This is a genomic window from Azospirillum sp. B2RO_4 (assembly GCF_051124815.1).
GTDB lineage: Bacteria > Pseudomonadota > Alphaproteobacteria > Azospirillales > Azospirillaceae > Azospirillum.
In genome coordinates this window covers 300,928-313,522 of record NZ_CP118489.1, presented here as the reverse complement: position 1 = coordinate 313,522, position 12,595 = coordinate 300,928, and the positions used below count along the sequence as shown (strand labels likewise).

Here is a 12,595-nt window from a genome sequence, read left to right as displayed (position 1 = left end):
CGATGCTTGAGAATCCTCGCAGCGCGACCCCCTCACCCTAACCCTCTCCCCGGGGGGGAGAGGGGATTATCCCCGGTGCGCGTTACCTAAACGGCGGTGCGTAGAGCAACCCGCCCTCGGTCCAGGGCTTGTTCATGCCGGGGTCCATGCCGTAGGGGGTGCCGAGGTTGCGGTCGAAGATCTCGCCGTAGTTCCCGACCTGCGCCAGCACCTGCAGGGCCCAGTCGTCGGGCAGGCCCAGCGTGCGGGCGACGCTGCCGGCATGGCCCAGCATGCGGTGCAGTTCGGGATCGTCGGGGATGCGGCCGGCCTGCACATCCGCCGCCGTGACGCCCTTGGCGTCGGCCAGCACAATGGCGTGGAGCACCCAGCGGGTGATGTCGTACCAGTTGCGGTCGCCGCGCGCGATGTAGGGGGTCAGCGGCTCGCGCGAGATCACGTCGGGGTAGATATAGATGCCCATGCCGGCCTGGCGGTAGCCGGCCAGCGAGGTCACCAGCACCGTGCGGTCGGTGGTCAGCAGGTCGCATTCATGGGCGAGGAAGGCCTGCAGCGCCTCGTCCAGCGTCTGGAAGGTGCGGATCGTCCAGGGCAGGTCGGACTTGCGGATATAGTCCTCCAGGTTGCGGACGGTGGTGGTGGCGGTCTTGACGCAGACGGTGCGCGGCCCCAGCCGGTCGAGTGGCGGTGGCGCCGTGCCGTCGCCGTGGATGGCGAAGCCCTGGCCGTCATGCAGCAGCGGCATCAGGAACTCGATGTCGTGCGACAGGTCGCGGCTGAAGGTCCAGGTCGTGGTGGTCAGCGCCACGTCGACCTCGTGCTTCTCGACCGCCTGGAACTCCTGCGGCTTTTCCGGCAGGCGGACGACGCGGATCGCCTGGGCGTTGCCCAAGGTCGCCGCGGCGAAGACCCGGCAGACATCGACCAGAAAGCCGTCGAGATGGCCCTGCGGGTCGGAGAAGGAAATGCCGCTGACGCCGCTGCGCAGGCCGCAGATCAGGAAGCCGCGGCCGTGGATGCGCTCCAGCGTGTCGCCGTCCTCCGCATGGGCCGGTAAGGCCGACACGATCGCCAGCAGCAGAAGCAACAGCAGCCGCATCCCCACACCCATCCCCCGCCCCGTCCCCCGGCCCGTCCCATCCGCCGCCTGTCCGCGGCGGGCGGGGTCAGGCCGCCTGCCCGGCGCGCAGCGTGCCGAGCAGACTATGCAGCGAAGCGGCCTCCTCGGCCAGCGTGTTCGCCGTCTCGGTCAGCGAGGCGGCGATGTCTCCGGTGCGCGCCGCCTGGGCGCCGACGCCGTCGATCAGCGCCGCCACCTCGCCGGTGTTGCCGGCGATCACGCCGACGCGGCTGCGGATGTCGGTGGAGGATTCGGTCTGGCGGGCCACCGCCTCGCCGATCAGGTCCTGCACCTTGTTGATGCGCTCGACCGATCCGGAGATGCGGGCGAAGGTGCCGACGGTGTTCTGGATGCTGCCGTTGATGGCGCCGACCGAACTGGCGATCTGCACCGTGGCGTTGGCGGTCTCCTCCGCCAGCTTCTTCACCTCCGCCGCCACCACGGCGAAACCGCGGCCGGCGACACCGGCCGCCGCCGCCTCGATGGTGGCGTTCAGGGCCAGCAGCTTGGTCTGGTGGGCGATGCCGGTGATGACGTCGACGATGCGGCGGATCTGCTCGGTGTTCTCGCCCAGCTGGCCGACCACCTCGCGGGCGGCGGTCAGCTCGTCCAGCGTGGAGCCGACCACGCCGGCCGCCTCGGTGGCGAGGCTGGAGACGGTGCCGATGGTGTCCATCAGCACCTCTGCGCTGTCGTTGCAGGTGGTGGCGTTGCGGTTGCTCTCGGCGACGAAGCTGCCGGCGCTGGCCGTGCTGTCGATGGTGCCGGCCGATTCCCGGCGCAGCGCGTCGGCCAGCTCGCGCAGCTGGCCCGACTGGGTGGCGACGCCGGACGCGACGGTGTGCACGTCCTCCATCAGCTGGCGGGCCAGCGCGGCGGAGCGCATCTGCTCGCTGACGTCTGTCCAGGACAGCGTCTTGCCCAGCACGTTGCCCTGGTCGTCGAAGACGGTGTCGACATGGGCCTCCACCGTGGTTTCACCGACGGTCAGGGTGCGGCGCGGGATCGGCGGGCGGGTGGGATCGGTGCAGGCGGCGGTGAAGTCCGGCCCCTGGGCCAGCAGGTCGGGACCGGCGGGGTCGATGCCGTGCGCCTCGCAGAAGTTGCGGGCGGCGGGGTTGACGAAGCCAACTTGACCGTCGGTGCGAAGGAGGGCGGTGGGCACCGGGCTGCTGTCGACCATCCGCTTCATCAGCAGCACCTGCTCCACGCTGCCGCGCAGGTGGCGGAGCGCCGCCGCCATCACCGCCAGCTCGTCGCGGCCGGTGCGCGGGATCTCGATGGACAGGTCGCCGGCGGCGATCTGCTCCATGGCGCGGGCGAACTTGCGCAGGTTGGCGAAGACGGCGACGCGCAGCAGCAGGGCGGCGGCGATGGCGACGGCCAGCGCGAAGGCGCCGACCATTTCCAGCGCGCCGTTGCGCAACTCCTCCGTCGCGCCGACGAAGTCGGCGACGTCGCGCGAGATCTCCGCCGTCGCCCAGGGCAGCCCGCCGTCGCCGCCGAGCGCCACCTTGGTGGTGGACAGCTTGGCATGGTCGGACGGGTCGTTGCCCTTGGCCTCGAACAGCACGGCGCCCTTGGCGTCGGTGAAGCGGATGTCGGCGTCGAGAACGGCGCCCAGGCTGGACAGGGCGGGCAGCGGATCGGTCACCACCTCCAGGAAGCCCAGGACGCGGAAGCCGCCGATGGGGACGATCATGCTGAACAGCGGCCGGCCCTGGCCGTCGCGCCACAGCAGGCTGGCCGGGCGGCGCTTGTCGGCGATGTCGCGCGATTTCAGCGCCTCGAACAGCGGGGCGACGGTGGCGACGCTGTCCTGCTCCCCGCCGGTGGTGGCGATGCGCGCCATGTCGGCGTCATAGACGGCGACCGAGACCAGCCGCACCTCGCGGTCGACCACCACGGGCCGGGCGTTGATGTTCTTCAGCGCCAGCATCGTCTTGGCCGGGTCCTTCTGGTTGATGCTGTCGACCAGGAAGGAATCGCGGCTCCATTCGTTGGCGTGGTTCTGGAGCCAGTCCGTGTAGTTCTTGCGGATGCGGTCGTTGGCCAGCACCCGCAGGGTCGCCGCCGCGCTGCTGTTGAAGGTTTCGAGCGCGAAGTCGGTGTAGCGTTGCGACACCCAGGCCTGGCTGGCGATCAGCGCCGCCACCAGCACGCCCACCACCGACACCATGGCGCGGCGCAGGGTCCAGAAGCGGTGGCGCGCGCCGCCGTCGTCAAGAGTCGCGCCAGTCTTCGTCGAGATCGCCGTCATGCCCAAACCCCCGCCGCCAGTGAACGGTTTCAACGGATTGCTACACGCATATCGTCGCAGGGCCCTTTGAACGGTTTAGCGTTCATTTGTGAACAGTTCGTGTCTTTTCGTTTGCATTTGAGGCAAGCGGGGATGAGCGGAGCAAAGAAACAGGCAGGTTTTTTGACGGACGGACGGTCCACGACTCTCCTAGAGAGGAGTTCGGCAAGACGAAAAGCAACCGGATGTGGTGGGTTGACTTCGGAAGAGGCCGGTTGCCCACTCCGATGCATAAAAAATGGGCCACGGAAGCGCGCGAAAAAATTTCGCGATTTCCGTGGCCCAGGCTGCCGAGCGCGTGGCCGCCGCGAGACTGAAGCGACGGGGGAGTTTGCTCGGGGTTCGGTGGATGCGCCCTCTCCCGCCCCGGGAGAGGGCGGGGTGAGGGGGATGCATAGGGTGGATTCGGTGGCGAATGGGGACTGTGAGACCGTTGGAAATCCTCGCTGTGCGTCCCCCTCACCCTAACCCTCTCCCCGGGGGGGAGAGGGGATCCTGGGCGATGAGAAGATTTCCTCACCCATCCTGCGAGACGTCGCCGGCGAAGAGGTAGCCGGTGCCGTGGACGGTGACGATCAGCCTCGGGTCGGCGGGGTCGGGTTCGATCAGGCGGCGCAGGCGGCGGACCAGGCTGTCGATGGTGCGGTCGGTGGCGTCCGTCTTGCGCCGCGTCGTCGCCGTCAGCAGATAGTCGCGGTTCATCACCCGGCCGGGGTTGCAGACGAAGGTCGACAGCAGTTCGAACTCCGCGCCGGTCAGCCGCACCGGATTGCCCTGCGGATCGGTCAGCCGCATGCGGTCGAGCCACAGCGTCCAGCCGGCGAAGCTGCGCCGCCGGTCGTCGCGCTGGTCGCCCGGCGCCTTCAGCCGGCGCAGCAGGTTGCGCACGCGGGCCAGGATCTCGCGCGGCTCGAACGGCTTCGCGATGTAGTCGTCGGCCCCCATCTCCAGCCCGATGATGCGGTCCAGCTTCTCCGCCCGGCTGCTGACCAGGATGATGCCGATCTCCGATCCTGCGCGCAGTTCGCGGGTCAGGGTCAGGCCGTCCTGGCGCGGCAGCCGGATGTCGAGCAGCACGACGTCCACCGCGGCGGTCGTCAGCAGCTCCTTCAGCTCCTCGGCGCTTCGGGCCAGCAGGACGTCGAAGCCCTCGTCCGTCAGGTAGGACTTCAGCGTCTCGCGCGTCACCGCGTCGTCGTCGGTGATGGCAATGGTCGCCGGCATGGCCCTCTTATCCGCCTTTTCGCGCCCCCTATCGCCTCAATGTTCCAGGATCTGGCCCAGGAACTGGCGGGTGCGCTCGCTTTTCGGGTTCTCGAAGAATTCGGCCGGCGACCCGCTCTCGATGATCGAGCCCTCGGCCATGAAGACAATAGAGTCGGCGACCTGCCGGGCGAAGCCCATTTCGTGGGTGACGCAGACCATGGTCATGCCCTCGCCCGCCAGCTCGGTCATGACGTCGAGCACCTCCTTGACCATCTCGGGGTCGAGCGCCGAGGTCGGCTCGTCGAACAGCATGATCTCCGGCCGCATGCACAGCGCGCGGGCGATGGCGACGCGCTGCTGCTGGCCGCCGGACAGCTGGCCGGGGAACTTGTGCGCCTGATCGGGGATGCGCACCCGCTTCAGGTACATCATGGCGATTTCCTCGATCTCGGACTTCGCCATGCCGCGGACCCAGATCGGGGCCAGCGTCAGGTTCTGCAGAACGGTCAGGTGCGGGAACAGGTTGAAGTTCTGGAACACCATGCCGACCTTGCGGCGGATCTTCTCCACCGCCTTGACGTCGTCGGTCAGCTCGATGCCGTCGACGATGATGTGGCCGGTCTGGTGCGCCTCGAGCCGGTTGATGCAGCGGATCATCGTCGACTTGCCCGAACCCGACGGGCCGCAGACGACGACCTTCTCGCCCTTCCTGATGCTGATGCTGACGTCGCGCAGCGCGTGGTAGCTGTTGTACCACTTGCCGACCTTGCGGAGTTCGATGATGGCGTTCTCGGTCATTGCTCGGTCTCCAGAGCCGGTCAGCGGCGGTTGTAGCGGTTGGCCAGACGCTCCAGCCACTGGCTGTAGCGCGACATGCTGAAGCAGAAGATCCAGAACATCAGCCCGGCGAAGACGTAGACCTCGGCGAAGTAGGGGCGCCATTCGGGGTCGGTCGTCGCCACGGTGGCGGCGGTCAGCAGGTCGTACAGGCCGACGATGGTGACCAGCGAGGTGTCCTTGAAGGCGCTGATGAACTGGTTGACGATCGGCGGGATGACGATGCGCAGGGCCTGCGGCAGGACGATCAGCACCGTCTTCTGCCAGTAGGACAGGCCCAGCGCGTCGGCGGCCTCGTACTGGCCCTTGGGGATCGCCTGCAGGCCGCCGCGCACGGCCTCGGCCAGATAGGCGGCGGTGAACAGCGTCATGCCGGCCAGCGCGCGCAGCAGCTTGTCGACCGTGACGCCTTCCGGCAGGAACAGCGGGAACATCACCGACGCCATGAACAGGACGCTGACCAGCGGCACGCCGCGCATCGTCTCGATGAAGCCGACGCAGAAGGTGCGGATCGCCGGCAGCGAGGATTGGCGGCCCAGCGCCAGCAGGATCGACAGCGGGAAGGCGATGGCGATGGAGAAGACCGACAGCATCAGCGTGATCGGCAGGCCGCCCCAGCGGTCGTTCGGCACATAGCTGAGACCGGCGACGCCGCCCCACATCAGCACGCCCATGCCGACCAGCGTCAGCGCCCAGGCCACGGCCAGCCAGGGCCGCCAGAAGGCGCGCACGCCGCTGGCGCCCAGCATCGCCACGAACAGCGCGCAGGCCAGGAAGGGGCGCCATTGCTCGTCATAGGGATAGGTGCCGAAGAAGATCAGCCGGTGCTTGACCACGATCACCGACCAGCAGGCGCCGGCCGCCTCGCGGCAGGCCTCCGACGAGCCGGACCAGCTGGCCTTCAGCAGCAGCCAGTTCGCCGCCGGCGGCACCACCAGCCACAGCAGGCCGAGGCAGGCGAGGGTCAGGACGGTGTTCAGCGGCGTGTTGAACAGATTGTTCCGTGTCCAGCTTATGGGGGCCCAGCCGAAGGGCTTCAGCGCCGTCATGCCGTTGGGCTGCGGCGGGGCGGAGGCCTGGGTCGGCTCCTCCTCGTAGGACGCGGCCCAATGGGCGGGGGGGATGGGAGCGGTGGGGATCGGGGCCTGATCGGCCGGGAACTGCTTGTTCATCGGGTCACCAGAGCCACGCGGCGGTTGTACCAGTTCATGAAGCCGGAGATGCTGAGGCTGATGATGAGATAGACGAGCATCATCATCGCCACCGCCTCCACCACCTGTCCGGTCTGGTTGGCCGAGGTGTTGGAGACGCTGACCAGATCCGGATAGCCGATGGCGACGGCCAGCGAGCTGTTCTTGGTCAGGTTCAGATACTGGCTGGTCAGCGGCGGCACGATGACGCGCAGCGCCTGCGGCAGGATGACGAGGCGCAGGATCTTGCCCGGCGACAGGCCCAGCGCCAGCCCGGCCTCGGTCTGGCCATGCGGCACGGCGAGGATGCCGGACCGGACGATCTCGGCGATGAAGCCGGCGGTGTAGACCGACAGGCCGATCAGCAGCGCGGTGAATTCCGGGGTGACCGACCCGCCGCCCTCGAAGTTGAAGCCGGACAGCACCGGCACGTCGAAGGCCAGCGGCGCGCCGGTGGCGATGAACACCAGGGCCGGCGGCAGCAGCACGGCGGCGATGGCGGCCGGCAGGGTGGGGAAGGGCTTTCCGGTGGCCTCGCGGTGGCGGCGGCCGTAACGGACGATGGCGATTGCCGCGGCGATTCCCGCGATCAGGGCCAGCAGCGCCCAGCCATGGCCGGCATGCTCCACCAGCACCGGGAACTTCATGCCGCGGTTGCTGAGGAAGAAGCCCGGCACCACCTCCAGCGCCTCGCGCGGGCTGGGGAGCCGGTTCATGATGGTGTACCAGACCACCAGCTGCAGCAGCAGCGGCACGTTGCGGATCGTCTCGACATACAGGGTGGCGAAACGGTTCACCATCCAGTTGGAGGACAGCCGCGCGATGCCGATCAGCACGCCCAGCACGGTCGCCAGCACCACGCCCGCGGCCGACACCGCCAGGGTGTTCAGCAGGCCGACGACCAGCGCCTTCAGATAGGTGTCGGACGCGGAATAGGAGAGCAGGCTCTCGCCGATCTCGAAGCCCGCCTCGCGTTCCAGGAAGCCGAAGCCGGTGGCGACGCCGCGGGTGGCGAGGTTGGTCAGCGTGTTGGAGACGAGATACCAGGCGACGGCGAGGGCGCAGGCCAGGAACAATGCCTGATACAGCCACCCCCGCACGCGCGCGGAATTCAGCGCCTGGACCGGGTTTGTCATGGTGTTGCTCCGTGCGGGGGAGAACCTCCCTCTCCCCCCCGGGGAGAGGGGCGGGGTGAGGGGGATGCATTGCGTGGCTATCCCGAAGGTCCCGCCGCGCTTCCCCCTCACCCTAACCCTCTCCCCGGGGGGGAGAGGGGACTATGCCCTTACTTCATCGGCGGGGCGTACATCATGCCGCCTTCGGTGTAGAGGGCGTTCTGGCCGCGCGGCATCTTCAGCTTGGAGCCGGCGCCGACGTTGCGCTCGAAGCTCTGGCCGTAGTTGCCGACCTGCTTGATGATGTTGAAGGCCCAGTTCTCCTCGACGCCCAGCGCCTTGCCGTTGCCGGCGGTGACGCCCAGCAGGCGCTTCACGTCCGGATCGGGGGAGGTCATGGCGGCGTCGACGGTCTCCGAGGTCAGGCCCTTCTCCTCGGCCTGGACCATGGCGTAGAAGGCCCAGGTGACCAGGTTCATCCATTCCTCGTCGCCCTGGCGGACGGCCGGGGACAGCGGCTCCTTGGAGATCAGCTCGGGCAGGATGACGTAGTCGTTGGGGTTCTGCACCTCGGCGGCGCGGATGGCGGCCAGCTGCGAGGCGTCGGAGGTCAGGGCGTCGCAGCGGCCGGCGAAGAAGGCCTTGTTCAGCTCTTCGTTCTTCTCGATGACGACCGGCTTGAAGGTCATCTTGTTGGCGCGGAAGTAATCCGACACGTTCTGCTCGGTCGTGGTGCCGGGCAGGACGCAGACGGTGGCGCCGTTCAGCTGCTTGGCGCTCTTCAGCCCCAGCTTGGCCGAGACCATGAAGCCCTGACCGTCGAAATAGTTGGTCGGGCCGAAGTTGAGGCCGTTGGCGGTGTCGCGGGTCAGGGTGCGGGTGGTGTTGCGGGCGAGGATGTCGATCTCGCCGGACTGGAGCGCCGGCAGGCGCTGCTGCGCCGACAGCGGGGTGTACTTCACCTTTTCGGCATCGCCGAACATGGCGGCGGCGACGGCGCGGCACATGTCGACGTCAAGGCCCGACCACTTGCCCTTGTCGTCGGGCGAGGAGAAGCCGTACAGGCCCAGGTTGACGCCGCACTGGACATAGCCCTTCTGCTTCACGCCGTCGAAGGTGGCGCCGGCCTGGGCCGTACCGGAGAGGGCAAGGGCGGAGACGGACAGGGTGGCCGCGATGGCGAGCGCGCTCAGATGGGACTTCACGGGGCGTGGCTCCTTAGCCTTGGTGGTTCGTGGGGCGCCGGGGCGGGAAGCTCCGGCCGCCGCGCTTCGTCACAATCGCTCCGTGGATTGAACAAAGTGCCCGCCCGGCATGAACGGATGTGGCGGAGTTGTGAACAGCTTTGGACAAATGGGCCGCGCGGGCTGCGAAAGGGGGGGCCGGGCCTCGCCTGTCGACGATCATGCCATCGGGCTAATATTTTACGTGCGCAGGCTGCGTGCCGGCCCTACAAGCGATGGGTGCCGGTGATATGTCAGTGCCGGGAATTGGGGGAATGTGACGTCGATGGGGTCCGATCGGCCGCTCTGGCAGTTGTTCGCGCGCGTCTCGCTGCTGCGGCGCGGCGCAGCGGCGCGCTATGGCATGGCGTTGCTGACCTTCGCCGCCGCCCTGCTGCTGCGCCGGCTGGTCGACGGCACGCTGCCGTCGGGCTTTCCCTATCTCACCTTCTTTCCGGCGGTGATCCTGACCACCTTCATCGCCGGGCTGTGGCCGGGGGTGGTGACGGCGGTGCTGTCGGGTGTGGCGGCCTGGTACTTCTTCATCCCGCCCTTCGACACCTTCGTGCTGGATGGGCCGGTCGGGCTGGCGCTGGCCTTCTATGCGCTGGTGGTCACGGTCGACATCGCGCTGATCCACGGCATGCAGGTGACGCTGGCCCGCCTGCAGGAAGAGCGCGGCCGCACCGCCTCCCTGCTGGAGGCGCAGACCACCATGTTCCACGAGCTGCAGCACCGCGTCGCCAACAACATGCAGTTCGTCTCCTCCCTGCTGGATTTGCAGCGGCGGTCGATCGCCCGCTCGCCGGAGGGGGCGATGGCGGCGCTGGAGGAGGCGGGGCGGCGGCTCGACACCATGGCGCGGGTGCACCGGCGGCTGCACGACCCGCGCTCCGGCGACGATTTCGGCAGCCATGTCGAGGCGCTGTGCCGCGACATGCTGGCGGCGGCCGGCATTCCCGGCGTGGCCTGCCGCGTGACGGTGCGGGCGGCGCCGCAGTCGCCCGAACGGCTGCTGGCGCTGGCGCTGCTGATCGTCGAGGCGTTGACCAACAGCCTGAAACACGCCTTCGCCGGCCGCGGCGGCGGCACCGTCACCATCGAACTGAAGCCGGTGCCGGGCGAGCCGGGCCAGCTGCATCTGCTGGTGATGGACGACGGCATCGGCCTGCCGGAGGGCTTCGACGTGCAGCGCCTGCCCAGCCTGGGCTGGAAGATCATCCAGAGCCTGGCCGCCCAGCTGTCCGGCGACCTGAGCCACGGTCCCGCCGACGGCAGCGGCACGCGGATCGATCTGCGCTTTCCGGCCTGACCGGGACCATCCGTCGTGGCTTTTCCATCGCCAGACGATGAACTATCTGTGATCCTGCCGGTTGCTGCGGGGACCGGCAGGGGAAAGCAGGAGGGGACTGACTTATGGCGACGCTGAAGGAATTCGAGGACGCGCTGAAGGCGGCGGGCAACACGGCCGCGCTGGAGATCCTTGAGTCCCTGCGGGCGCGCGACCGCTCCCAGCGCTCCGTCCGTCCGGCGCGGCGCCTGACCGGGCGCAAGATGACGCCGGAGCTGGCCGCCGAGATCCTGCACCTGCATGAGACCACCAACATGACCCAGCAGGAGATCGCTTTCCAGCTGGGCGTGAACCAGGGCCGGGTGAACGAGGTCATCAAGCGTCGCAAATGGCTGAGCGACAATCCCGAGGCCCCGGAGGCCCAGGCCCGCGACAAGGCCAAGCAGCGCGCCAAGGAAGGCGTCGGTGTCGCCCCGCGCCGGCCGCCCCGGAAGAAGAAGGAAAAGGCGGAGGCGGCGCCCGAGGCCGCTCAGCCGGTGGAGCCGGCGGCCGAGGTGGTCGCAGCCGAGCTGGTGGCGGTGCCGGAACCGGTAGCGCCGGAGCCGGCCGCTCAGGAACCCGTTGCGCAGGAGCCTGTTGCCCAGCCGGCGCCGGAACCGGCGGCCGAACCGCCGATGGCCGCGCCGGAATTGCCGGTGGAGCAGCCTCAAGCTTCAGCCGAACCGGAAAAGGCGAAGGGGAAGGCGCGCAAGCGGGGCAAGGACAAGGAACCGCCGGCGCAGCTGCTGTTCAAGGATCTGCTATAGCCCGATGAAGGGCTGCATCAGCCGGCCCATCAGGCCGGTGAAGCGCAGCGGTGCATCCGTCGCGATCAGGCAGACGCAGTCGCGGTGGCTGTCGGCGATGGGCTGGTGGTTGGTGTCGCCGTCGACCTCCGCCAGATCGCCGGGGCCGTAGCGGCCGAGTTCGTCGGCGAAATGGCCGCTCAGCACCACGGTCAGCTCCAGCCCGCCATGGCCGTGATGGGGCAGGGCGGTGCCGGGGGCGATGCGCAGAAGCTGGGCCGCGCCGCCCGATGCCGTGCGCGGCAGCAGCTCCACCCGCCGCACGCCGGGGGCCAGCCGCTGCCAGGACAGATCCTCAAGCGACGGCACATAGGCGCGCAGCGGACCCGGAAGGGACGGGGCCGGCGCGGATGCTGCGGCCGGGCGGCTGCATCGCGGCCGTATCCGCATGGCCTTGCAGGGGTTGCCCGGCGCCTCCTCCCGATCCAGGCGGTCGAGGGTGGCGGCCAGCGACAGGCTTTCCAGCGGGGCCGGCGGCAGATCCTCCAGCAGGGCGCCGCCAAGCGCCTCCACCTCCGCCAGGGTGGCGCGGCAGTCCGGGCAATGGGCGAGGTGGACGGCGACGGCCAGAGACAGCCCTTCTCCCAGGCTGCCCGCGCCATAGGCCACCAGAAGCGCGTCGCTAGGGTGATGGTTCGGCAGGAAGATTTGGCGGGCGGCGGGTTGGCGGGCGGTCATCGGTCGTCGTCTCCCAGCGCCTTGCGGATCTTGGCCATGGCCAGACGCAGGCGCGATTTCACGGTGCCCAGGGGAACGTCCAGCCGTTCGGCGATGGCCGGGTGGGCGAGGTCGGCAAAGAAGGACAGCTGCACCACCTCCGCCTGTTCCGGCGTCAGCGAGGCCAGCGCGCCGCGCAGGCGGCGGGCGCGGCGGTCGCCGTCCAGCACCTCGTCGGCGCGCGGGCGGTCGTCCTCATGCTCCAACAGCTCGTCGTCCGACACCTCCGGATGGCGTTCGCGGCGCAGCAGGTCGATGCGCAGGTTGCGGGCGATGGTGAAGACCCAGGTCGCCGCCTCCGCCTTCGCCGGGTCGTAGAGCGAGGCCTTGCGCCACACCGCCAGCATGGTGTCCTGCGCCAGATCCTCCGCCCGCTGCGCCGGCATCCCCAGCTTCAGCATGTAAGCCTTCACCCGCGGGGCGAAATGGGCGAACAGCCGGGCGAAGGCCGCCCGGTCGCCCGCCGCCACCGCGACCAGATCGGCCGACTGGTCCGCCGCCAGCCTTGCGGATGCTGGATCGGGGCAGCCACCGGCGCCCGGTCCGGTCCTTTTTGGGGCCGGCGTCCGTGCCGCTCCGGCGGCATGCGTCAGAAGGGAGGCCAATTGGGCGATCATGGCCAGGATACGCCGCAGCCCGTGCTTCGGATCACTGCCGATTTCGTCTTTTCGAGTCTGGCGCGAAAGCGTGGGCATGGCGATGATCCGACGGCGATTTGCCGCCGTATTCCGATCACAAGCCGGACCTACCTA

The 12,595-nt window shown here is 68.9% G+C and carries 11 protein-coding genes; 2 read left to right on the top strand and 9 right to left on the bottom strand.

The features are described 5' to 3' along the window. Positions 1 to 82: 82 nt before the first annotated feature. The 7 genes from PWS46_RS25035 to PWS46_RS25005 form a co-directional block, all read right to left on the bottom strand. A complete protein-coding gene (locus tag PWS46_RS25035; RefSeq protein WP_434623556.1) occupies positions 83 to 1,099 on the bottom strand; it encodes an amino acid ABC transporter substrate-binding protein in 1,017 nt (338 codons plus the stop codon). 67 nt (positions 1,100 to 1,166) lie between these two features. Next, the gene (locus PWS46_RS25030) at positions 1,167 to 3,380 is read right to left on the bottom strand and encodes a methyl-accepting chemotaxis protein (RefSeq protein ID WP_434623555.1); all 2,214 of its coding nucleotides are present in this window, start codon (positions 3,378 to 3,380) and stop codon (positions 1,167 to 1,169) included. Positions 3,381 to 3,935: 555 nt separating this feature from the next. Then, positions 3,936 to 4,643, bottom strand: a complete 708-nt coding sequence (locus PWS46_RS25025) for a response regulator (RefSeq protein ID WP_434623554.1) — start codon at positions 4,641 to 4,643, stop codon at positions 3,936 to 3,938. A gap of 36 nt (positions 4,644 to 4,679) precedes the next feature. Next, the gene (locus tag PWS46_RS25020) at positions 4,680 to 5,423 is read right to left on the bottom strand and encodes an amino acid ABC transporter ATP-binding protein (RefSeq protein ID WP_434623553.1); all 744 of its coding nucleotides are present in this window, start codon (positions 5,421 to 5,423) and stop codon (positions 4,680 to 4,682) included. Between the two features lie 20 nt (positions 5,424 to 5,443). Continuing rightward, on the bottom strand, positions 5,444 to 6,634 hold the full coding sequence (locus tag PWS46_RS25015; RefSeq protein WP_434623552.1) for an amino acid ABC transporter permease: 1,191 nt from the start codon (positions 6,632 to 6,634) through the stop codon (positions 5,444 to 5,446). Continuing rightward, positions 6,631 to 7,788 carry an amino acid ABC transporter permease gene (locus tag PWS46_RS25010; RefSeq protein WP_434623551.1) on the bottom strand — a complete coding sequence of 386 codons (1,158 nt, stop codon included), beginning with the start codon at positions 7,786 to 7,788 and terminating at the stop codon, positions 6,631 to 6,633. Before PWS46_RS25010 ends, PWS46_RS25015 begins: the two co-directional genes overlap by 4 nt. A gap of 149 nt (positions 7,789 to 7,937) precedes the next feature. Then, positions 7,938 to 8,972: an amino acid ABC transporter substrate-binding protein gene (locus tag PWS46_RS25005; protein ID WP_434623550.1), complete on the bottom strand. Its 1,035-nt coding sequence runs from the start codon at positions 8,970 to 8,972 to the stop codon at positions 7,938 to 7,940. Positions 8,973 to 9,276: 304 nt separating this feature from the next. Here PWS46_RS25005 and PWS46_RS25000 point away from each other — a divergent pair, with 304 nt between their 5' ends. Together PWS46_RS25000 and PWS46_RS24995 are read left to right on the top strand one after the other, a co-directional pair. Then, entirely contained in the window at positions 9,277 to 10,302 is a 1,026-nt protein-coding gene (locus tag PWS46_RS25000; protein ID WP_434623549.1) for a sensor histidine kinase, read from the top strand. 104 nt (positions 10,303 to 10,406) lie between these two features. Next, positions 10,407 to 11,087, top strand: a complete 681-nt coding sequence (locus tag PWS46_RS24995; protein ID WP_434623548.1) for a hypothetical protein — start codon at positions 10,407 to 10,409, stop codon at positions 11,085 to 11,087. On the opposite strand, the gene PWS46_RS24990 is transcribed toward PWS46_RS24995, so the two are convergent. Then, positions 11,082 to 11,804 (bottom strand): ChrR family anti-sigma-E factor, encoded by a 723-nt coding sequence (locus PWS46_RS24990; RefSeq protein ID WP_434623547.1) that lies wholly within the window; start codon positions 11,802 to 11,804, stop codon positions 11,082 to 11,084. The genes PWS46_RS24995 and PWS46_RS24990 overlap by 6 nt on opposite strands. After that, positions 11,801 to 12,538: a sigma-70 family RNA polymerase sigma factor gene (locus tag PWS46_RS24985; protein ID WP_434623546.1), complete on the bottom strand. Its 738-nt coding sequence runs from the start codon at positions 12,536 to 12,538 to the stop codon at positions 11,801 to 11,803. The genes PWS46_RS24990 and PWS46_RS24985 overlap by 4 nt, the downstream gene beginning before the upstream one ends. Between the last annotated feature and the right edge of the window lie 57 nt (positions 12,539 to 12,595).